Genomic DNA, 22,155 nt, shown 5'->3' with positions numbered 1-22,155 from the left:
CGAAGGGCGGATGGGGGCGCTACCTCGGCACATGGGCGTGCTTGCGAACGCAGATCAAACCGCCGGCCCTCATCCGGCGCTGCGCGCCACCTTCTCCCGTGAGCGGGAGAAGGGATGGTCTTGCCTTTCTCGCTTGCGGGGAAGAGATGGTGTTTGCCTTCCCCCGCCTGCGGGGGAAGGTGCCCGAAGGGCGGATGGGGGGCGCTACCGCACCGCGCTAAGCCTGCCGCAGCACCTGATACGCCTGCAGGTGCACGTTGGCGGCCATCAGCAGCGGCGCATTTCGGCCGGTCTCGCGCACCCGCGCCAGCATGTCGCCGACGATCTGTGCCGCTTCTACATCCTGGCCGGCCTCCAGGTCGCGCAGCATCGAGGCCTTCAGCGGCGAATCCACCTGCAGCAAGGCCTGCAAGGCCTTGTTGCGCGCGGCCTCGGGGATCGGCTCACCCGCGGCATCGGCGGCCCACAGGCATTCGTTGTACAGGCCATTGATCAACGCGCGGCCATCGTCGGTGGCGACGATGGCGCCAACCGGCGCACGCATCAAACAGGTGGCGGCTGCCAGTGCAGTGAGGAAGCTGTACTTGATCCACTGTTCCTGCGCGATCTGCTCGCTCGCCACATGGGTGATATCGGCCTGCGCGCAGGCGGCTGCCAATGCCTGCACCCGCGCCGAGTGCGTCGGGCCGCTGCGCTCGCCGAAGGTCATCGCCGCCGGCTTGCCCAAGTGCAGGATCTCGCCCTGCGCGCCCTTGGTGGCGCTGATGAAGCACAGCCCACCCAGTACGCGTGCGGCACCGAAGCGCTCGTCCAGTGCCGCGTAATGGCGTAGCCCGTTGAGGATCGGCAACACGGTGGTGTGCTCGCCTACCGCCGGCGCAATCGCCTCGATCGCGCTGTCCAGGTCGTAGGCCTTGCAGCTGAGGATCACCAGATCGAACGGCTGCTGCTCCACCACCGCCGGCAAGCTCTGCGCGGTGACATGCGCCACCTGCAGATCGGCATCGCCTAGCGGGCTGCGGATGCGCAGACCATCGGCCTGCAGCTGCGCTGCGCGCGCATCGCGCACCAGGAAGGTGACGTCGACGCCCGCCTGGGCCAGGCGTCCGCCGAAATAACCGCCGGTCCCGCCGGCGCCGAGGATCAGGATGCGCATGCAGGTGATTCCTTGTCGTGAGGGGAGGGAAGATGCGGCCAGGCAGCGTCCATCCGCCGCGCACTCGCACATGCGAACCAACGCGCTGGCCGTGCGTGCTGCCGTCGATGCAGCGGCCCGGCGGTGGCGGGTCGTGCGATGTGGCTCGCCGTGGCGCCGTCGACTGCGGACAGGCCGAGCGGCAAGGGTGCGTCGGCCAGCTCCATCAGCTCCGCAAGCCCACGCCGCGCTTTAGCAGCCACAACGCCAGTGCGCTGAGCACCGCCACAAAGCCCAGCATCAGCGCGTACGCTACCCAGATCGGCACGTCCGAGCTGCCCAACAGGCCATAGCGGAAGGCGTTGACCATATAGAAGATCGGGTTGGCATGCGTGGCGGCTTCGGCCCAGGTGGGCAACAGCTTCACCGAATAGAACACGCCACCCAGATAGGTCAGCGGGGTCAGGATGAAGGTCGGCACGATCGCCACGTCGTCGAACTTCTTGGCATAGACCGCGTTGACGAAGCCGGCCAGCGAGAAGATGGTCGCACCCAGCAGCACGGTGCTCAGGGTCACCAGCGGATGCGGGACGCGCACCGGGGTGAAGAACATGGCGATCACCAGCACGATCGCGCCGACCATCACCCCGCGCAGCACCGCACCGGCCACGTAGCCCCACAGGATCACCCAGTTGGGCATCGGGCTGACCAGCAGTTCCTCGACGTGGCGGCCGAACTTGGCGCCGAAGAAGCTCGAGGAGATATTGCCGTAGCTGTTCTGGATCACGCTCATCATCACCAGGCCGGGCACGATGAACTGCATGTAGCTGTAGCCGCCCATGTCGCCCACGCGCGAGCCGATCAGCCCGCCGAAGATCAGGAAGTACAGCGTCATGGTGATCGCCGGCGGCACCAGGGTCTGGCCCCAGATGCGCAGGATGCGCTGCACCTCGCGGCGTACGATGGTGCCCAGCGCGGTCCAGTTGCGGCGGGTGCTGCTCGGTTCGGTCACGTCGGTGCTCTCGTGGGTCGTCATGGCTGTCCTCCCTGGCCCGCTGCAGGCGTTGCGTCGGCCGGTCCGGTCAGGCGCACGAACAGCTCCTCGAGTCGGTTGCTCTTGGTGCGCATCGAGCGGATGCGGATGCCGGCGTCGCCCAGCGCGGCGAACACGCGGTTGAGGTCCATCGCCCGCGGCATGTCCAGATCCAGCGTATGGCCGTCGATGGCGGTCATGGTGGTGCCTTCGATCGCCGGCAACTGCGCCGGCAACTCGCCGTCGATATCGAACAGGAAGCCTTCCACGTCCAGCTTGGCCAGCAGGGCGCGCATCGGCCCCTGCTCGACGATGCGGCCATGGTTGATGATGGCCAGGTTGCGGCACAGGTGCTCGGCTTCTTCCAGGTAGTGGGTGGTCAGGATGATCGTGGTGCCGGCGGCATTGATCTCCTTGAGCACGCGCCACATGTCGCGGCGGATTTCGATGTCCACGCCAGCGGTGGGTTCGTCCAGGATCAGCAGGCGCGGACGGGTCATCATCGCGCGGGCGATCATCAGGCGCCGCTTCATGCCGCCGGAGAGCGTGCGGCTCATCACTTGCGCCTTCTCCCACAGGTGCGCGCGGCGCAGCTCCGCTTCGGCCAGGCGGCCGGCCTCCGCGCGCGGCATGCCATAGAAGCCGGCATAGTTGACCAGGATGTCGAACGGCTTTTCGAACAGGTTGAAGTTGATTTCCTGCGGCACCAGGCCGATCAGCCGCATGGCCTCGCTGCGATGCCGGCTCAGGTTGGTGCCGAACACCTCCACCTCGCCCTGGCTCAGGTTGACCAGCGAGCTGATGATGCCGATCAGGGTGGACTTGCCGGCGCCGTTGGGGCCGAGCAGGGCGAAGAAGTCGCCCGGCGCCACGTCCAGCGAGACGCCCTGGAGCGCCTGGACGCCGTTGTCGTAGGTCTTGCGGAGGTCGCGCACGCGCAGGGCGGGTGCCGTGGTCGGGGAATCGGGAGTCAAGAGGGTCCTTCGCGCCAGCGTGACGGCGCAGCGAATCGCAGCCGTTATTATAGAAGCCCCGGTGGGGTTGCCCCGATCACAGACTGTCCCAAATCCGTTCGTGCCCGTTCAATTTCCCCTCAAGCTCGTCGACCGGCGCATGCTCGCGCCTACCGTCGCCCACTGCCAGTTCCTGCGCGATGACGGCCAGCCGCTGGATTTCCAGCCCGGCCAGTTCATCCAGATCCACTTCCAGACCGCCGATGGCACGCCGGTCAAGCGCAGCTATTCGCTGGCCACCCTCCATGACCACGCGCTGGGGCCAGGCGAGGCGGTCGATATCGCGGTCAGCTTCGTGCCAGGCGGCACCGCGACCGCGTTGTTCGAGGGCCTGCAGATCGGCGACCAGCTGCAGGCCAGCGGTCCGTACGGACGTTTCTGCCTGCAGGCCGGCGATCACAACCGCCGCTACGTGTTGATCGCCACCGGCACCGGGGTGACCCCGTACCGGTCGATGCTGCCGCTGCTGGCCGAGGCGATCGCCAGCCGCGGGGTGCAGGTGCTGTTGCTGCAGGGCGCGCGTTCGCCGGCCGAGCTGTTGTATGGCGATGACTTCCGCGCCTTTGCCGATGCCCATCCGCAGTTCCGCTACGTGCCCTGTCTGTCGCGCGAGTTGCCCGAGCAGCCGCATCCGGACGTGCGCCACGGCTACGTGCAGCAGCAGCTGGCCGAGTTTCAGCCCGATCCGGCCGGCGACATCGCCTATCTGTGCGGCAATCCGGACATGGTGGACAGCTGTGCGGCCGCGCTGCGCGAGGCCGGCCTGCCGAATGCGCAGATCCGCCGCGAGAAGTACGTCAGCTCGGCACCCGCCAAACCGGCCGCATAAGGCCACCGGCCAGCGCCGTGGGTGCCGGCCTCAGCGGGTGGTCGGCTCCAGCGTCAGCAGGACCACATCGTTGCTGCGCATCGGCAGCTGGATCTCGGCCAGCCCGTCCTTGCCGACCCGCAGCCTCCTGTCCTGTTCCGGGGCATCGGCGGTGGCCTGCTGCAGCTGGGCCAGTTGCGCCGGCGTCAGCTGCGCCGGCCTGCCCATGTCCAGGTACAGCGACAACGCATCGTTGCGCCGGTAGCCGGTCCGTTGCACCTGCAGCCGGTAGCGGCCGCTGGGCAGATTGCGCAGGCGGACGCTGATCGGCGGGCGATCGGTGCTGGGCAGCTGCTTGCTGTAGAACGGCCGGTTGCTGACCGCCTGCACCGGCTGCTGCCAATCCCAGGCCACTACGGCGATGCGTCGTCCGTCCACCGTGGCGAGCGCCTGTGGATCGGGTGAGGGCAGCTCGCGTCCTTGCAGGGCATGCAGATACTTGTAAGCGAACCAGGCCGGCTTGCGGATGCCTTCGCGGTTCATCAGCCCGAAGCCGCCATGGAACGGCGTGGGGGGAGGGCCGGGCTCTTCGAACAGGTCGGTGTACGTCCAGTAACTCATCGCTTGCGCGAACCCGCGGGTCTGCGCGAGCTTGCTGAGGATGTAGGGCGCGCTGATATAGCTGTCGTGCACCGCATCGCGCGGGGTGTAGCTGGTACTCCACTCGGTGAAGTACAGCGGCAGGTCGGGAAAGGCCGAGGCCTGGATCTGCGCGCGCACGCGTCGCACATCGCCGATGATCGCATCCGGCGAAGCCGACAGCTTGGTGTCCTGCTTGCCGTCTTCGTCGAGGAAGCCACCATCCACGCCATAGCTGTGGGTGGTGACGAAGTCCACCGGCAACCCCTGTGCGGCCGCGTAGGCGAGGAATTCCGGCACCCACGCCGCGCCGGCCGTGGAGGGACCGCCGACACGCAGTCGCGGGTCGATCGCCTTGAGCGTGCGTGCGGTATCGGCGTAGAGGGTGAAATACGCCTGCTGATCGGCATTCTCCCAAAAGCCGGCCAGGTTGGGCTCGTTCCAGACCTCGAAGTACCACTGACGCACTTCGTCCACGCCGTAGCGCGCACGCATGTGCTGCAGATAGGCGGTGATCAACGCCCGCCATTTGTCCCGTTGTGGGTGGGAGGTGTTGCCCTTCCAATAGAAGATGGTCTGCTCGGAACTCTTCAGCGCGCCCGGGGTGAAGCCCAGTTCGACGAAAGGGCGGATGCGTTTGGCCAATAACGCATCGTACAACTGGTCAAGCTTGGTCCAGTCGTAGACGAGCTTGCCGTCGACCTCGGTGACGGTTCCGAGCACATCGTGGAAGACGTCGTGGAAGCGCAGATAGCGGAATCCGAGCTCGTCCACGGTTGTCGCCAGTTGCGCCTGGCTATCGTCGCGGATCAACGTGCCCGGATAATCCGAGCCGACCGACAGGTCGTAAAAGCGATCGATCGGCGCCTGCGCGGCCGCGACGTCCAAGGTGATCTCGCGTGCGGTGGCCGGCAGCATCAGGCTCGCCGCCATCGTTGTGGCCAACAGGATAGGCAATCGCATCGTCACTTCCGCCGGGGTCAGGACCACGAGCCTAGCGCAACGCATTGCGCGCCGCCGACCCACCTGCGAGCTCGACCAGGTGCATGTTGATCGTTACGTCATTACATGCGCGGCAACGCGCTTTGCAATGGCGATGCATCGCCTCGTGCGTGTGCGATCAGTGGCGACTGCAATCGTCAGACCGCACCAGCCTGGTTCCTAGAGGCGTGTTGCACAGCAGCTCGCAGTGGAGCTGTGAATGCGATCGTGGGTGAGGTCGCCATCGTCTTTGGGCGTGCGAGTGCCGGGCGGCTTCGCCGAGACGGCATCTGTGGCCAGCGCTAGGCGGACGGCCGCGCGTCAGCGGCATCGGTTGCATGATCGCGTTGCGGTCTGCCATCGCGTGCTGACGGTGGGTGTTCCTCGTAGGCGATACCCGCTGACTGGCGGCCGCGGCCTGAGATTGCCCAGTGCCGCAACCGGGTGCGCCGTCCGCGCAAAAACGAGGTGTAAAGCAGGCTTGACAGCCGGGCGGAACAGGCGCATCTTGGCTGTCAAGGTTGCTTGACAGTCATCGCAGGTACTGGGGATCGCGCTCATGAGGGGATGCAGACGTAACGCCGGCCTGCTGCTGGGTCTGGGGATGGTGTCGTTGTCGATCGCTGCCGTGCACCAGTGGCTGCCGTTCCAGTTGAGTTCCTATCTGCTGGGCGTGCTGGTCGGGGTGGGCATCGGCGGGTTGTTCGGCGCGCTGATGCTCTGGCTGATGCCGGGCGATCTGAACGATAGCGCGCCGCGCGCACTGATCCGGCGCTACTACCGCGAATTCTTCCCGCCGATGTTTGCCTATGTGGTGGTCATGCTGGGCTGGCACCGGTTGCTGCAGCTGGTGCCGCCGGGGTGGCCGCGTGTGCTGGTGGCCTTGTTGCCGGCCGGCTTGTTGCTGTTGGTGATACGCGCGGTGGCGCGCTACGTGCGCGATTCGGACGAATTGCAACGGCGCATCGAACTGGAAGCCATTGCGATCGCCACCGGATTGGTCTGCGGTGCGTACATGACTGGTGGATTTCTGCAGGCGGCACAGTTGATCGACGTGCCGGCGGCCGCGGCGATGTTGTGGGTATTTCCCGCGCTGTGCGCGACCTATGGCATTACCAAGGGGCTGACTGCCCGGCGTTACCAATGAATAGCCGCGTGCGCGAATTGCGCGAGGCCAGCGGTTGGTCGCAAGGCGAACTCGCAGAGCGACTGGGCGTCTCGCGACAGACGATCAATGCGCTGGAGACCGGCAAATACGATCCCAGCCTGCCACTGGCATTCCGGATTGCGCGCTTGTTCGGCGAGTCGATCGAGCAGGTGTTTCTGTACGACGAGCGGTCGGCATGACGACCACACGCCGCTGGGTGCGGCGTCCCATGCACAAGGAACCGGAGAAGGCGAAGGTGGAAATGACAAAACATTCCTGGATCGCGCTGGCGCTGCTGATGGCAGCGACGGTGGCCGGATGCCAGCGCAGCGATCAGGCACTTGCGGCCGACAGCGTCGCTGCGCACGACCCGCAGGCCGCACCCGAAGGCAGCACGCGCTACGGCCGTCTGGATTTCAGCCCGTGCACGCTGAGCTCGGGCGGTGCGGCCGGCAACATCGAGGCGCAGTGCGCCCACATGACCGTGCCCGAAAATCCTGCTGCCCCGCAGGGGCGCAGCCTGTCGCTGAAGATCGCCTGGCTGGAGAGCGATGCCGGCGCCCGCAGCCAACCCGATCCGGTGTTCTTCATCGCTGGTGGCCCCGGACAGTCGGCCACGCAGGTGGCCGCCATCGTCGACATGGGCCTGCGCGAAGCACGCAAGCAACGCGACGTCTTCCTGGTCGACCAGCGCGGCACTGGCGGTTCGCATCCGCTGGAATGTCGCGACAGCGCCGGCCGACCCTTGCCGATGCCGAGTGATAACGCGACCAGCGTCGAGCAGCTGGTGGATTACGCGCGTCGCTGCGCCGAGGGCCTGCGCCACGATGCCGATCCGCGCTACTTCACCACCCGCCAGGCGATCGAGGATCTGGATGCGGTGCGCGCAGCGCTCGATGTGCAGACCATCAACCTGATCGGCGGCTCCTACGGCACCCGCGTCGCCCAACAGTATGCGATGCGCTATCCGCAGCACACGCGCACGGTGGTGCTCGATGGCGTGGCGCCGAACGATCTGGTGATCGGTGGCGAATTCGCGCGCACCTTCGAGGATGCGATCGCGTTGCAGGCCGCGCAGTGCCGCAAGCAGCCTGCCTGTGCCAAGCGCTTTCCGGTCGACACCCGCAGCCAGCTGCGGCAGGTCGTCGAGCGCCTGCGCCAGGCGCCGCAAGCGGTGGACTACCGCGATCCGCGCACTGGTGAGTTGCGGCATGAGCAGGTCACCGGCGATACCGTCGTGGGCCTGGCGTTCGGCTTCTCGTATGCACCGGAAACCGCATCGCTGCTGCCGCTGGTGCTGGACGAAGCCGCTGCCGGCCGCTACGCCTCGTTGATGGCGTTGTCGCAGATCAGCGCCTCGGACATGGCCGACCATATGAATCGGCCGATGCAATGGTCGGTGTTGTGCAGCGAAGATGCTCCGCGCTATGTCGCTCCCGCCGGCAAGGACGACACCTTGCTGGGCAAGGAAGTCGCGCAGATGTTCTTCGCGCCCTGCCAGGTGTGGCCGAGCCAGCCGGCGCCGGCAAGCCAGACCGCGCCGTTCCACTCCACGCTGCCGGTGCTGTTGCTGTCCGGGCAGCTGGATCCGGTCACTCCGCCGCGCTACGCCGAACGGGTCTTGCGCGGTCTGCCCAACGGACGCCACCTGATCGCGCCCGGGCAGGGCCACGGCGTGTTCCGCCTCGGTTGCATGCCCAAGGTGCTGGCGCAATTCCTGCGCAGCGCCGATGCCAAGGCGCTGGATGCCCGCTGCGTCGACCATCTCAACGACGTGCCGGCCTTTACCTCGTTCAACGGATGGGAACCATGAGCCGCTTCGACCACGCCACGGAGGCGCACGCATGATCGTCGTCGATAATCTGCACAAGGCGTTCAAGACCAAGACCGGAGTGGTCAAGGCCGTCGAGGGCGTCAGCTTCCAGGCCGCCGACGGCCAGATCACCGGCCTGCTCGGTCCCAACGGCGCCGGCAAGACCACCACCTTGCGCATGCTCTACACCTTGATGACGCCAGACCAAGGCAGCGTGCGTGTGGACGGCATCGATGTCGCCGACGATCCGGTGGCGGTGCGTCGCGCGCTCGGTGTGCTGCCGGATGCGCGCGGGGTCTACAAGCGCTTGAGCGCGCGCGAGAACATCGCTTACTTCGGCGAGCTGCACGGGCTGTCGCGTGCGCGCATCGCCGAGCGCACCCGGCTGTTGTCCTCGGCGCTGGACATGGACGACATCCTCGATCGACAGACCGAAGGCTTCAGCCAGGGTCAACGCACCAAGACCGCGATTGCGCGTGCGCTGGTGCACGACCCGCGCAATGTCATCCTCGACGAGCCCACCAATGGACTGGACGTGATGACCACGCGCGCGCTGCGCGGCTTTCTGCAGCAGCTGCGTGCCGAAGGCCGCTGCGTGATCTTCTCCAGCCACATCATGCAGGAGGTGGCGGCGCTGTGCGATCGCATCGTCATCATCGCCAAGGGCACGGTGGTGGCCGCCGGCAGCGCGGATGAGCTGCGCGCAGCCACTGGCAAAGACAACCTGGAAGACGCCTTCGTCAAGGCGATCGGATCGGACGAGGGCTTGCACGCATGAGCGCACGATCGTTGTTTCCTGCACTGTTGACCGTCTTGCGCAAGGAACTGCGCGATATCGGCCGCGACCGCCGGACCTTGGCGCTGGCCTTGCTGTTGTCGCCCCTGATGTATCCGGTGTTGATCCTGGGCATGGGCGCGCTGAGCGAGAGCCGGGTGCGCACCCAGATCGACAAGCCGCTGGACATTCCCACCCTCGGTCGGGCCAACGCCCCCAATCTGGTGCGCTTCCTGGCCGCGCAGGGACTGAACGCAGTGGATCCGCCCGCCGATCTCACCGCCGCCATCCGCAATCAGGATGTCGACGTGGCACTGCGCATCAGCGAGACCTATGCCGAGGACTGGCGCGCCGGCCGGCCGGCATTGGTGGAGATCCTCAAGGACAGCACCCGCCGCGAGGCCGATGTGCCCAGCATGCGCCTGCAGGCGGCCCTGAGCGGCTACAGCCAGCAGGTCGGTGCACTGCGCCTGCTGGCGCGTGGCATCGATGCGCAGGTGGCCAGGCCGCTGGAGATCGCTGCGCAGGACCTGGCCACCGCCGAAGCCAAGCGCGGGGCGATGATGGCGATGTTGCTGCCGGTGTTGCTGGTGATCACCTCGTTCCTGGGTGGCGCCTCGCTGATCCTCGATGCCACCGCCGGCGAACGCGAGCGGCAGTCGCTGGAGCCGCTGCTGGCCACCCCGGCGCCGCGCAGCGCCATCGTCAGTGGCAAGATCGCCGCCGCCTGCGTTGTCGGCATGGTGTCGTTGATCCTTACCTTGCTGGCCTTCAAGCTCAGCGCGCAGCTGTCCACCTCCAGCCTGGGGCGCCAGCTCAACGTCGGTGTCGTGCCGATGCTGCAGATGCTGTTCATCCTGGTGCCGATGCTGTTCGTGGGCACCTCGCTGCTGACCTATCTGGCCGCCGCCGCCAAGAGCATGAAGGAGGCGCAGGCGCATATGACCTGGTTGCTGCTGTTGCCGATGCTGCCTGGCTATGCGTTGATGGCCTATCCGCTCAAGACTCAGCTGTGGCATTTCGCGGTGCCGTTCCTGGCGCAGAACCAGTTGCTGCTCAAGGTCATTCGCCATGAATCGATCAGTGCGCAGATCTGGGCGGTGTATCTGCTGTCGGGCTTCGGCGTGGCCGGACTGCTGTGGTATGCCGCGCTGCGTCGCTACCAGCAGGAGCGCCTGGCGATTTCCGGCTGACGCGGCCGGAGCATGTCGGGCACGCGCGCAGTGGTCGATGCTGCGCGCGTCCGAGGATGACAGGCGGCCTGCCGGTGACGGTGGGCCGCGGTCGTGATGAGCAGGCTGCGATGGGGGCGTGACACGCCTGGGCGCGCGCATCGAAGTCGAGGCATTGCATCGTTCGGGGGACTGCCGAGGCCTCGGCGACAGCTACCGACAGGCCGCACGAACAGCGGTGCACGGTCGCCGACGGCGTGGTCCATGACAACGCGCACGCAATCCAGGTACTGCGAACGAGGAGCGGTTGCGCGCAGTCTGGATGCGCCAGCGCGCAGACTGCGCGGCAGCAGCGATCGCCGCTGTGCATCTGCAGCGGTCGCCTGGCCCAAACAGCGCGCGCTCCTTGCGGATCGTGCCGGCTGCCGCCAACGGGTCACGACGAGAGCGTGTGATGCACGTTGAGATGAGATCCGTTGGCCGTCAGCGGTGCGGAGCGTGTGCTGGGTGGCGCGGGCAAGCGGCGCGGCTCACGCCTTGTCTCGACGCGCCGCAAGACGCTCCGCACTCACCTCAAACTGCATTACACGCTCCAGACACCGTCGTCGTCATCTGCGGCGTGTTGCTCGCTCTTGCGACAAGGCGTGTGCGTGTTGTGCGCGCCACAAGGCACGGTCGTGCACGGGCCGCTCTTGCGAGCGGCTGGGTGAAGGGCGGCACAAACGACGACGCCCGCATTGCTGCGGGCGTCGTGGTCGTACCGATGATCCGCGCTCGCGGTGGACTCAGCCGCCCGGGTTGAACGACAGCGTGCGGCGGGTGGTCACCGGCGCTGCGACCGGTTCGAAGCGCCAGCGCTTGACTGCATTGAGCGCCTCGCGATCGAACACGCGCGGCGGCGTGGCGCGCAGCACGCGCGAGGCGGTGACCGAGCCGTCGGTGCCGACGGTGATCTCCACCAGCACTTCGCCGGAGGTGCCGGCACGCAGCGCCTCGGGCGGGTAGCGCGGCGCCGGCGTGCTGATGGCGCGCAGCGACTGTGCCGCGGCCGGAGCCGCCGCCGCAGGCGCGGCCGTCGCGGGACGCTGGGTGGCCGCCGGCTGCTCGCTCTGGCGGCGTGCGGCGGCCTGACGCTCGGCTTCGGCAGCCTGTTGGCGTGCTGCTTCCTGCTGGGCCGCGATCTGCTGGGCCGCGGCGGCTTCACGCTGCTGCTGATCGGCCAGACGCTTTTGCTCGGCGGCCTGCTTGGTCTTTTCCTCGGCCTGCTTCTTGGCCTGCTGGGCATCCTGCTCGGACCGGTTGGCGGCAGTCTTCATGCCGCTTTCCAGGCCGGTCTTCAATCGCGGCAGCGCCGGTGCCTTCGGGTCGACCTTCTCGATCAGCGCGATCAGGCGCTGCGCTTCGGGAAATTCCTCGCGGCTGATGCTTTGCTCGGCCGCGATCAGCGTATAGGGCATCAGGTCGGTCAGCGCGCTGTTGACGGTGGCATCCTGCGGCTGCTTTTCGCGCAGCGCCAGGTAGTACTCGACGGCGTTGTTACCGGCCGGCGCGTACATGCGGTTCTCCTGCAGTGCCTTGGTCGCGGCTTCGCGCAGCTGCTCGGTTGCCATCGACTGCACCTGCGGCGATACCGCGGTGGCCGGAGTCGCTGCCGGCGCGGCGGCTGGCGCGGCGGCGGTGCCGTCGGCCGCCGGCGTGGTGGCGGCTTTATCTTCCTGCTTGGAGCAGGCGGCCAGGCCGATCAGCAAAACGATCGGCGCGATCCGGCGTGCCATACGGCCCTGTGTCAGATCCAACATGCGTCCCCCTTACCCCGAGTGCGAAAGATACCGTGTTGCGGCGAGTGCCGCCCCCTGTTCCCGCAGGCGACGGCGATGCAGCAATCTAGCATTGCTGGGGCGGTCTAGGCCAAGGGGACGTGCAACGATGGTGGCGGTCACGCCGTCGGGCTGGCCAGCCGGGACGCTGTGGCCGGGGGGGCGGCGGTCACCGGCACCGGAGCGGGGCAATAGCGGCGCAGGAAATCGGCATGGCTGGGCAGCCGTGCCACGGTGGCCTCCACCCGTTGCCGCAGCCCTTCCAGGAACTGGGCCAGCTCGCTGTCGCCCATCAGGTCGGCCACTGGGTGGTGCTGCTGCGGCATCACGCCCTGGCCCAGCAGCACCTGGATCCAGGAGTTCTCGGCGAACAGCTCGTTGGCCTGGTGGAACACCCGTCCACTCTGGCGGAACAGCTCGACCCGGTGGCGCAGGCTGTCGGGGATGGCCATCGCCGCGCAGTCGCGCCAGAACGGCGTGTCGCGCCGATCGGTGGCGTGGTAGTGCAGGATGACGAAATCGCGGATGTGGGCGATCTCCGCGGCGGCCTGGCGGTTGTATTCGGCGATGTCGGCCTCGGCGATGACCTGCGGGAAGGTCTGCATCAGGCGGATGATGCCGCGCTGGATCAGGTGAATGTTGGTCGACTCCAGCGGCTCCAGAAAGCCACTGGCCAGGCCCAGTGCCACGCAGTTCTTCTCCCACACCCGATGGCGCTGGTTGGGGATGAAGCGCAGCGGGCGTGGCTCGGTCAGCACCTCCCCTTGCAGGTGGCTTTGCAGCACCTGCCAGGCGGCCTCCTGGTCCAGGTAGCGGCTGGCGTAGACCATGCCGTTGCCGACCCGGTGCTGCAGCGGGATGCGCCACATCCAGCCGGCCCGGTCGGCGCGCGAGCGGGTGTATGGCACCGGCGCCCCGACCGAGGTGGTCTGTACCGCCAGCGCACTGTCGGCGAACAGCCAATGCGACCAGTCGTCGTAGTCCACGCCCAGGGTCTGGCCGATCAGCAGTGCGCGGAAGCCGGTGCAGTCCAGGAACAGATCGCCTTCGAGCTGGCGCCCGTCTTCCAGCGTCAGGGCGGTGAGATACCCGCTATGCGGATCGGTCTGCACCTGCGCGACGCGCCCTTCGACCCGCTGCACGCCATAGCCTTCGCTGAAACGGCGCAGGAAGCGCGCGTACAGGCCGGCATCCAGGTGGTAGGCGTAGTTCAGGCCGTTCTGCGGCAGGTGGGCGAAGCGGCCTTCCTGGGCGGCGCGCAGTTCCAGGCAGTAGTCGCCGAAGGCGCGCGCCAGGCCGCGCGTCCGGCCCTTGAGCCAGAAGTGCTGGAAGCCGGCGGTCCAGTGATCGGTGCCGGTCTGGCCGAAGGAGTGGATGTAGTGCTGGTCGACATCGCGCCAATGCTCGAAGCCGATGCCGAGCTTGATGGTGGCCTGGGTGGCGGCCATGAACGCGGCCTCGTCGATCTCCAGCAGGCGATGGAAGGTCACCAGGCTGGGGATGGTCGCCTCGCCGACGCCGACGGTGCCGATCTCGTCGGACTCCACCAGGGTGATCTGCAGTTGTCGGCCCAGCACCTTGGACAGCGCCGCGGCCGCCATCCAGCCGGCGGTGCCGCCACCGGCGATCACGACCCGGCGCACCGGGCGTTGGCGTGGATCGGTGGGCACGGTGTCGGTCATGCGGGGCCTCAGCGGTTCAGGCGTTGCAGCAGGCGGGCGCGCAAACGGCGGGCGCGGGCGTCGTCCATCGGCGCCAGCGCGCCGCGCGCGGCCTCGGGCATGTGCGCGGCGGTGTTGTCGTCGGCAGCGAAGACATAGTGGTCGAACACGTCGCGCCAGATCGCTCGCTGCGGTGGCGGCAGGTCGCGGACGGTGAGCAGCGCCAGCATCAGCGCGTTCATCGGCGAATCCATATGCGCCGGGCTTTGCCGCCACCAGAAATTGACCAGCACGTTGAAGCCCTCCAGGGCCTGCACGTGATGCCACCACATGCTGGGGATGAACAGCGCATCGCCCGGCTCCAGTTCGGCGACCAGCGCGTGTTCCAGCGCCTGCGCATAGCGTGGGAAGCGCGCCAGGTCCGGCGCGGTCATGTCCACCAGGCTGATCGGCTGGCCGGCCGGGGTGAGATCGAGCGGGCCGATGTACAGGTTGGGCAGCTGCGCCGGCGGGAACAGGGTGAAGCGGCGTCGGCCGGCGGTCACGCAGGCCAGGTTGTCGGGCAGGTCCTGGTGGGCGGCGATGCGGGTGCGGTTGCCGATCCAGATGCTGCCCAGCGGTGCCTGTGTCGGCAGCGCCACCGGTGCTTGCTCGCGCAGTCCGGGCAGGTAGGTCTCCAGCGTGGTGGAGCCGACATAGATCGCTGGCGGCTGCGGGTTGGACAGTTCGCGCAGCAAGGTCTCCAGCACCACCGTCAGCGGCACGCGCTCGGGACGGAAATTGAAGCCGCTCAGGTCGTCGTTGTAGAAGAAGCGCCCGCCGATGTCCGGCGGACCGACCTGGGCGATGACCGGCTCGCCGCGGTCGAAACCGCGCAGATGGTCGACGGTGGCGTGCGCGCCACTCAGGCCGGCCTGGGTCAACGGCCAGTCGCGCACCAGTCCGCGCAGCACCAACGGCGTGCTGCCACGGAGCAGGGCCGGATCCAGGTGCTGTGCATGCAGTCCGTGCAGTTCGGCGATGGCGCCGGGCTCAGTCGGCATGACGGCGGTTCAGGCGATCCAGCAGGTGCCGGAACTGGGCGATCGAGGCGACCGCCATGTACAGCGGTTCCAGATCGCCGTGGTGGTGCAGCTCGGCCACGGTCGCGGCATCGAGGCTGCGCAGGCGTTCCTCATGCACGGTATACAGCCCGGCCAGTCGGCAGGCCACGCCGCTTTCCAGCGTTGCCTCGAACGTGAAGGGTTCCAGCAGGCCATGCGCGCTGATGCGTGCGACGAAGGCCTGGGTGGCCAGCAGGCCATCATGCAGCGTGCGCAGCACCTGGCTGATGTGATCCAGGAAGTCGCTGGTGCCGCCATGCTCGCGGAACAGCGGCTCGCCTTCGCTGGTACTGACCCGCGGGCTGTCCAGGTCCAGATGCACCATCGGGCCCTCGGCCTGCTGGCCGATCAGGAACGGTTGCCGCTGGAGCGCCAGCGGCACATACGGCGCATCCCAGCGCATGCCATCCAGCAACAGGTTCTCGCCCAAGCGCAGGCCCAACAGCGCCAACGGCTGGAAGCCCTGTTCGCCCTGGTGGAAGACGATCGGCGATTGCGCCTGGATCTGGCGGAATTCCTGCGGAAAGGTCGCCACCGACATCACGTTGTCGCCATAGGCGGCACCGCGGGAGGTGATCACGCGCAGGTGGCGGTGATCCAGGTTGTTCAACAACACGGCATTGGTCATAGCGGGGGTGGGCACTGCACGCAGGGCGCGTGGCCCATGCTTCAACAAAACGCCTCGCGGCGGCAAGCGGCGGCCGGGCGGCCGCCGTTGGCGTGAGCGGACCCGTCCGGCAGCAGCGCCGCCGGACGGGTCGGTCGATCATCGGAACCGGTAGCGCAGGCCCAGCATGTAGCGTGGGCCGGTCTGGGTGGCGTAGATGATCTCGTTGCGCTGGCGACCGTGCTGGCGCTGCACCGCATCGTTGAGGTTGATCGCCTCCAGGCTCAGCGACAGGTTCTCGGTCCACTGGTAGCCGATGTTCAGATCCAACTGACCATAGGCCTCGGTATAGACCGGGTTGGGCAGGCCGCTGCCGTCGAAGCGTGCGGCCAGGAACTTGTCGCGCCAGTTGTAGGCCGCACGGATCTGCCACTGTCCCTTGTCGTAGAAGCCGACCAGGTTGGCCGAATCGCTGAGACCTTCCAGTGCGAACTGCTCGCCGATCACGTAGTTGTTGTAGGTCAGCCCGGAATCGACCTTGGTGTAGTTGGCCGACACGCCGAAGCCGCTCTGACCGAACATGTGCTGCACGTTGAATTCCCAACCATCCAACGAGGCCGAGCGCTGGTTGGCCGGCGCGGTGATGGAGAAGTTGGCGATCGGGTCGCCCGGCTGCCCGCTGATCACACCGGTGGCATTGCCATTGGTGTCGTCGGTTCCGCGGACCACGCCCGGCTGGCCGGCGAAGTTGCGGAAGATGTAGTTGCGGATGCAGGTCAGGTCGGCGGTGGCGCAGCCGTTGGCCAGCGCCTGGTTCCAGTAAGCGCCGCCCACCGGCGTGTGCAGGCCGAGCGAGGTGTCGTTGCGGGTGGTCACACCGACGTAGTTGTCGATGTTCTTGCGGAAGAAGCCCACCGAGGCGTAGCTCGCTTCGCCGTAGTACCACTCCAGCGACAGGTCGATGTTGTGCGACAGCAGCGGCTTGAGGCCGGGGTTGCCTTCCTGGCCGGTACCGCCTTCGATGCGGCCGATCTGGTTGAGCGTCTGCCCGCCCTGGATGTCGCCCCAGCCGGGCCGGCCGATGGTCTCGCCATAGCTGCCGCGCAGCACCAGGTCTTCGCGTAGCTTGAAGCTCAGGTCCAGGCTGGGCAGCCAGTATTCGTACTTGCCGCTGCCACCGGAGAACGCCGAGTTGGCCAGCCGGATCGGCAGCTCGTTGTTGGCGACCCAGTCGATGCCCACGGCCACCGGTACCAGTGCCTGCGCTTGGACCTTGGTTTCCTCGTAGCGCACGCCGGCGGCCAGGCTGATCGGCACGCGCAGATCGTCCCAGCTATTGCCCCACTGCAGGTAGGCGCTCTTGGACTTCTCGGTCACGCGGCGGTCGGTGGTATAGACCGAGGAGGGGCGATACAGCGCATCGTCCCCGGCCACGCGTGCGGCGGCCTGGCGGACGCGCTCGAAGTCGAACAGGTACAGCTGGTTGAACTGCGCCGGATTGCCGCTGCCGTCGATGGCGTCGAAATAGCGGGTGAAGCTGGAGGGGATCCACAGATCGTCCGGATAGTCGGCCGCGGTACCGGCGCCGCCCCAGGTATCGCGTTGCACGTTGGAGAACGCCGAGCGGTTCTTGACCTCGGTGCTGCCGACGCCGAACTTCAACTGCGAGTAGTTCTCGAAGGTGAAATCGCCATTGACCTGCGCCTGGTCGATTTCCGACTTCATGTAGCTGTTGCGGAAGGCCGAGCCGGTGACCAGGGTGCGCGACGGATCCAGCCCGGTCAGGCCGAAGCCCAACTGCTGCTGCAGCACCGGGAAATCCTTGCTGAAATCCACCACCGAGGTGCCGCGGTAGAAGCCGGACACGCCCAGCGAGTTGCTCGACCCGTACGGGCCGTCCGGGCCGGATTCGGCGGTGGAGTGGTGGATGTCGAAGTTGACCTTCAACTGGTCGTTGACCGCCCAATCCACGTTGAAGCCCAGCGACTTGTTCTGGTTACGCGTGGCGGCGTTGGAGCCGGCGGTCGCCAGATCGCTGGTCGGCGGATTGACGATTTCCGAATACGTCACCGGGCCTGCCACTGGACCATCGGTCCAGGCGCTGGCCGACGGGCCGTAGTTGAACCACACCGACATCTCGTTGCGCTGCTGGTGGATCTTGTTTTCCGAATAGGTGTAATCCAGCGTGGTGGTGACGTTGTCCACCGGCTTGTACTGCAGCGTCAGCTGGCCGTTGGTGCGCTTGCGCTCCACCCCGACCACGCGGTAGTTGAGGTTCTGCGGCACCGAATAGATGTCATCGGCGCCGGGGCGATTGACGATGTTCTCCGAGCCCGGTGCGCCAGGCTGGGGAATGGTGCCGTAGGCGGTGGAATCGCCGCGGAACGCGCGCCAGCCATTGGGCACGCCGACCTGGCTGTAGCCGAAGTCGCGTTCCTGGTAGCTGCCGCTCACCGCCACGCCAAAGCGGCCATCGGCCGACGTGGTGCTGAAGATGCCGGAGACTTCCGGAGTCAGCGCATCGCCCTGCAACCGGCCGGGCAGGTTTTCGTTGGAGGTGTCGTGCACGCCCTTGATGCCAACGTTGGCATGCAGGCCGGGGTTGTCCAGCGGGCGCGTGGTCTTGATGTTGATGGTCGCGCCGATACCGCCGGTGGGCGTGCTGGCGCGGCTGGTCTTGAACACCTCGATGCCGGAGATCGACTCGGAGGCCAGATTGGCGAAGTCGAACGCCCGCGAATTGGAGACGTTGGATTCCTCGATGCTGGAGCCCGGCATCTGCCGGCCGTTCAACAGCACCAGGTTGAAGTCGGGGCCAACGCCGCGCACGGTCACGCGCGAGCCCTCGCCCAACGAGCGGTCGATCGACACGCCGCTGATGCGTTGCAGCGACTCGGCCAAGTTGGTATCGGGGAACTTGCCGATGTCCTCGGCGACGATGCCATCGACGATGCCCTGCGCGTCGCGCTTGACGTTCATCGACGAGGTCAGGCTGCCGCGGATACCGGTGACCTGCACCGCATCGAGCGTGGCCGGATCGGATTGGCTGGAGCCGGGGACCGTGGAGGCCGGTTGCGGATCGGGGACGGTCTGCGCGGCGAGCGGGGTGGACAGGGCGAACAGCAGGGCAGACGTCAAGCGCCGCATGCGCGGCAGGGGGCGTGGCTCTCTCACGACGTGTATTTCCCAAAAAGGACTTAGGACACCCCAAGGCAGGTAGGGTGAAGGACGTTCAGCAACCATGCATTTGTTATGGAAACATTAACGAAGTCAATTTGCGGTGCAGCATCGGACCCGGCCTGACCGCACCACACAGCGTTCCACCCCCGCAGCGCCCGGGCGCAGATGCGTGGTCCCGCTTGCCCGTACCATCGTCCGGTGCACGCCATGGCGTGCCGCCCCCCGTCACTGGAGCGCGCGATGATCGACCTGTATTACTGGCCTACCCCCAACGGCCACAAAGTCACCCTGTTCCTGGAAGAGGCCGGGCTGGACTACACGCTCAAGCCGGTCAACATCGGCAAGGGCGAGCAGTTCTCGCCGGAGTTCCTGCAGATCTCGCCCAACAACAAGATGCCGGCCATCGTCGACCACACACCGGCCGACGGCGGCGGCCCGCAGAGCGTGTTCGAGTCCGGTGCGATCCTGCTCTATCTGGCCGAGAAGACCGGCCGTTTCCTGCCGCGCGATGCGCGCGGCCGCATCGCCGCGCTGGAGTGGCTGTTCTGGCAAATGGGCGGGCTGGGGCCGATGAGCGGACAGATGGGGCACTTCAACGTCTATGCGCCGGAGAAGATTCCCTACGCCATCGAGCGCTACAACGCCGAAGTGCGCCGCCTGCATGGCGTCCTCGACAAGCGTCTGGCCGCGTATGCCTTTCTGGCCGGTGCCGACTACGGCATCGCCGATATGGCCAGCTACCCATGGCTCGAGGTCTATGCCGATATCCGGCCCGACTATGCCGCCTTGCCGCATCTCAAGCGCTGGCATGAGGCGATTGCCGCACGCCCGGCCACCCAGCGGGCCTATGCGCTCAAGCAGCAGGTCAATCCGGACGCGGGCAAGCCGCTCAGCGACGAAGAGCGCAAGCACCTGTTCGGCAAGCGCTGAGCTCGCAGCCTCTGCCTCCCGGGCGCGACATCCTGCGCCCGGGCATTGCCCGTCGGTAGCATGCATCCTGCGGCTGCCGCTTCCCTGCCCCACGTCCCGTCATGCCCTTGCGTTCCCTCGACGTCCATCCGCTCACGCTGGAGGCCATCACCGGCCAGCGCCCGTTGTCCGGTCCGAGTCTGTTGAAGCCGCAGATCGCCCCGGATGGCGCGCGCGTCACCTTTCTGCGCGGCAAGGACAGCGACCGCAACCAGCTGGATCTGTGGGAGTACGTCATCGCCAGCGGCCAGACCCGGCGGCTGGTGGACGCCCAGCAGCTGCGGGCGGGCAGCGAGCCGGTGAGCGCGGACGAGCAGGCTCGCCGCGAACGCCAGCGCATCGCCGCCTATACCGGCATCGTCGACTACCACTGGGCACCGGATGCGCGCGCGCTGCTGTTTCCGCTCGGCGGCGAACTGTACTACTACGATCTGGCTGCATCCGGCCCTGCCGCACTGCGCCAGCTGACGCGTGGCGACGGCGTTGCGATCGACCCCAAGGTGTCGCCACGAGGCCGCTATGTGAGCTTCGTGCGCCAGCGCGATCTGTGGGTGATCGATCTGCTCGATGGGCAGACGTCCCGGCTGACCCACGATGGCAGCGATACCATCGGCAATGGCGTGGCCGAGTTCGTCGCCGACGAGGAGATGGATCGCCACACCGGCTACTGGTGGGCGCCGGACGACTCGGCGATCGCCTTTGCGCGGATCGACGAATCGGCCGTCCCGCTGCAGCGCCGTCTGGAGGTGCATGCCGAGCGCACCGACGTGGTCGCGCAACGCTATCCGCAGGCTGGCCAGGCCAACGTGGCGGTGCGCCTGGGCGTGATCGCTCCGCATGCCGGTGCGCAGCCGCAATGGATCGATCTGGGTGACGAGGCGGACATCTACCTGGCGCGGGTGCAGTGGCGCGATCGGCAACGGCTGAGCTTTCAGCGTCAGGCGCGCGACCAGCAGACCCTGGACGTGATCGAAACCGACTTGCGTGATGGCCGCCAGCGCGTGCTGGTCCGCGAGACCTCGCCGACCTGGGTGCCGCTGCACAACGACCTGCGCTTTCTCGCCGACGGCCGTTTTCTGTGGAGCTCCGAGCGCAGCGGCTACCGCCATCTGTATCTGGCCAACGAAGACGGCAGCACGCTAACGCCGCTGACTGCCGGCGACTGGGTGGTGGATGCCTTGCTCGCGGTCGATGAGCCGCGTGGCATGGTCTACTTTTCCGGCAGCAAGGACGGCCCGACCCAGACCCACGTCTATGCGGTGCCGCTTGCCGGTGGCGGCATCGAACGGCGTTCGACCGCCAACGGCACCCATGCCGCCAGCTTCGCCGGCGATGCCAGCGTCTACGTGGATAGCTGGTCCAATACCACCACGCCGCCGCAGATCGAACTGTTTCGTGCCAGTGGCGAAAGAATCGCCACTCTGTTGCGCAACGATCTGTCCGACCCGCAGCATCCGTACGCGCGCTACCGCGCTGCGCATCGTCCGGTGGAGTTCGGCACGCTGACCGCGGCCGACGGCATCACGCCACTGCATTACCGGCTGATCTTGCCGCACGGCTTCGATCCGACCCGGCGCTATCCGGTGATGGTCTATATCTACGGCGGCCCGGCCGCGCAGACCGTGCTCGATGCCTGGCCCAGCCGCGGCGATGCGTTGTTCGACCAGTATCTGGCGCAGCAAGGCTATGTGGTGTTTTCGCTGGACAACCGCGGCACGCCGCGCCGCGGCCGCGCGTTCGGCGGCGCGTTGTACCGCCATCAGGGCACGGTGGAACTGGACGATCAGCTGCAGGGCGTGGCCTGGCTAAAGGCACAATCGTGGGTGGATCCGGCACGCATCGGCGTGCAGGGCTGGTCCAATGGCGGCTATCTGACCTTGATGCTGTTGGCCAGGCACAGCGACGTGTTCGCCTGCGGCGTGGCCGGCGCGCCGGTCACCGATTGGGCCTGGTACGACAGCCACTACACCGAGCGCTACATGGACCTGCCGGCCCGCAATCCCGACGGCTATCGCCAGGCACGCGTGGCGACCCATGTGCAAGGGCTGCGTGCCCGGCTGCTGTTGCTCCACGGCATGGCCGACGACAACGTGCTGTTCGGCCATTCGACCGCGTTGATGAGTGCCTTGCAGCAGCATGGCACGCCGTTCGAGCTGATGACCTATCCCGGTGCCAAGCACGCGCTGTCCGGCAGCAGCGCCTTGCACCGTTACCAGACTGCCGCGGCCTTCATCGAGCGCTGCCTGCGCTGACGGCGCGTGGCGGCGGGCGAGCGTACATGACCTTAGGGCGTGTTAACACA

General features: G+C 67.1%; 17 protein-coding genes. 8 read left to right on the top strand and 9 right to left on the bottom strand.

Going from position 1 to position 22,155, the window contains the following annotated elements:
* Nucleotides 1–217: 217 nt before the first annotated feature.
* The 3 genes from panE to CKY51_RS18050 form a co-directional block, all read right to left on the bottom strand.
* Nucleotides 218–1,156: a 2-dehydropantoate 2-reductase gene (panE, locus tag CKY51_RS18060; RefSeq protein ID WP_022970602.1), complete on the bottom strand. Its 939-nt coding sequence runs from the start codon at nt 1,154–1,156 to the stop codon at nt 218–220.
* Nucleotides 1,157–1,361: 205 nt separating this feature from the next.
* Nucleotides 1,362–2,171 (bottom strand): ABC transporter permease, encoded by an 810-nt coding sequence (locus CKY51_RS18055; protein WP_022970601.1) that lies wholly within the window; start codon nt 2,169–2,171, stop codon nt 1,362–1,364.
* Nucleotides 2,168–3,103 carry an ABC transporter ATP-binding protein gene (locus CKY51_RS18050; RefSeq protein WP_022970600.1) on the bottom strand — a complete coding sequence of 312 codons (936 nt, stop codon included), beginning with the start codon at nt 3,101–3,103 and terminating at the stop codon, nt 2,168–2,170. Before CKY51_RS18050 ends, CKY51_RS18055 begins: the two co-directional genes overlap by 4 nt.
* Nucleotides 3,104–3,176: 73 nt before the next feature.
* Between CKY51_RS18050 and CKY51_RS18045 the strand changes: the two genes are divergently transcribed.
* Nucleotides 3,177–4,010 (top strand): ferredoxin--NADP reductase, encoded by an 834-nt coding sequence (locus CKY51_RS18045; RefSeq protein ID WP_081641295.1) that lies wholly within the window; start codon nt 3,177–3,179, stop codon nt 4,008–4,010.
* Between the two features lie 30 nt (nt 4,011–4,040).
* Here the strand turns inward: CKY51_RS18045 and CKY51_RS18040 are convergent, their stop codons facing one another.
* Complete coding sequence (locus CKY51_RS18040) at nt 4,041–5,591, bottom strand: GH39 family glycosyl hydrolase (RefSeq protein WP_152249609.1); 1,551 nt, start codon at nt 5,589–5,591, stop codon at nt 4,041–4,043.
* Between the two features lie 577 nt (nt 5,592–6,168).
* Here CKY51_RS18040 and CKY51_RS18035 point away from each other — a divergent pair.
* Genes CKY51_RS18035 through CKY51_RS18015 form a run of 5 tightly spaced genes read left to right on the top strand, consistent with a single transcriptional unit; the run spans nt 6,169 to nt 10,537 of the window.
* Nucleotides 6,169–6,756 carry a hypothetical protein gene (locus CKY51_RS18035; RefSeq protein ID WP_022970597.1) on the top strand — a complete coding sequence of 196 codons (588 nt, stop codon included), beginning with the start codon at nt 6,169–6,171 and terminating at the stop codon, nt 6,754–6,756.
* Nucleotides 6,753–6,956, top strand: a complete 204-nt coding sequence (locus tag CKY51_RS18030; RefSeq protein WP_022970596.1) for a helix-turn-helix transcriptional regulator — start codon at nt 6,753–6,755, stop codon at nt 6,954–6,956. Before CKY51_RS18035 ends, CKY51_RS18030 begins: the two co-directional genes overlap by 4 nt.
* Before the next feature lie 56 nt (nt 6,957–7,012).
* On the top strand, nt 7,013–8,569 hold the full coding sequence (locus CKY51_RS18025) for an alpha/beta hydrolase (RefSeq protein WP_031338231.1): 1,557 nt from the start codon (nt 7,013–7,015) through the stop codon (nt 8,567–8,569).
* A 31-nt stretch (nt 8,570–8,600) separates the two neighbouring features.
* Nucleotides 8,601–9,347 (top strand): ABC transporter ATP-binding protein, encoded by a 747-nt coding sequence (locus tag CKY51_RS18020; protein ID WP_022970594.1) that lies wholly within the window; start codon nt 8,601–8,603, stop codon nt 9,345–9,347.
* Complete coding sequence (locus tag CKY51_RS18015) at nt 9,344–10,537, top strand: ABC transporter permease (protein WP_022970593.1); 1,194 nt, start codon at nt 9,344–9,346, stop codon at nt 10,535–10,537. Before CKY51_RS18020 ends, CKY51_RS18015 begins: the two co-directional genes overlap by 4 nt.
* Before the next feature lie 764 nt (nt 10,538–11,301).
* On the opposite strand, the gene CKY51_RS18010 is transcribed toward CKY51_RS18015, so the two are convergent.
* From CKY51_RS18010 to CKY51_RS17990, 5 genes are all read right to left on the bottom strand, one after another.
* Nucleotides 11,302–12,315: an energy transducer TonB gene (locus tag CKY51_RS18010; RefSeq protein WP_152249607.1), complete on the bottom strand. Its 1,014-nt coding sequence runs from the start codon at nt 12,313–12,315 to the stop codon at nt 11,302–11,304.
* 137 nt (nt 12,316–12,452) lie between these two features.
* On the bottom strand, nt 12,453–14,015 hold the full coding sequence (locus CKY51_RS18005; RefSeq protein ID WP_022970583.1) for a tryptophan halogenase family protein: 1,563 nt from the start codon (nt 14,013–14,015) through the stop codon (nt 12,453–12,455).
* An 8-nt stretch (nt 14,016–14,023) separates the two neighbouring features.
* Entirely contained in the window at nt 14,024–15,037 is a 1,014-nt protein-coding gene (locus CKY51_RS18000; protein WP_022970582.1) for a cupin-like domain-containing protein, read from the bottom strand.
* Nucleotides 15,027–15,725 carry a SapC family protein gene (locus CKY51_RS17995; RefSeq protein WP_022970581.1) on the bottom strand — a complete coding sequence of 233 codons (699 nt, stop codon included), beginning with the start codon at nt 15,723–15,725 and terminating at the stop codon, nt 15,027–15,029. Before CKY51_RS17995 ends, CKY51_RS18000 begins: the two co-directional genes overlap by 11 nt.
* A gap of 138 nt (nt 15,726–15,863) precedes the next feature.
* Nucleotides 15,864–18,878, bottom strand: coding sequence for a TonB-dependent receptor (locus CKY51_RS17990; RefSeq protein ID WP_152249606.1), 3,015 nt, complete (start codon nt 18,876–18,878; stop codon nt 15,864–15,866).
* Nucleotides 18,879–19,124: 246 nt separating this feature from the next.
* On the opposite strand from CKY51_RS17990, the gene CKY51_RS17985 reads away from it, so the two are divergent.
* On the top strand, nt 19,125–19,814 hold the full coding sequence (locus tag CKY51_RS17985) for a glutathione binding-like protein (protein ID WP_022970578.1): 690 nt from the start codon (nt 19,125–19,127) through the stop codon (nt 19,812–19,814).
* A gap of 101 nt (nt 19,815–19,915) precedes the next feature.
* Nucleotides 19,916–22,105, top strand: coding sequence for a S9 family peptidase (locus CKY51_RS17980; RefSeq protein ID WP_022970577.1), 2,190 nt, complete (start codon nt 19,916–19,918; stop codon nt 22,103–22,105).
* The last annotated feature ends 50 nt before the right edge of the window (nt 22,106–22,155 follow it).

Source organism: Xanthomonas maliensis (genome assembly GCF_009192945.1).
Lineage (GTDB): Bacteria > Pseudomonadota > Gammaproteobacteria > Xanthomonadales > Xanthomonadaceae > Xanthomonas > Xanthomonas maliensis.
This window is presented reverse-complemented; position numbering and strand designations above follow the sequence as displayed.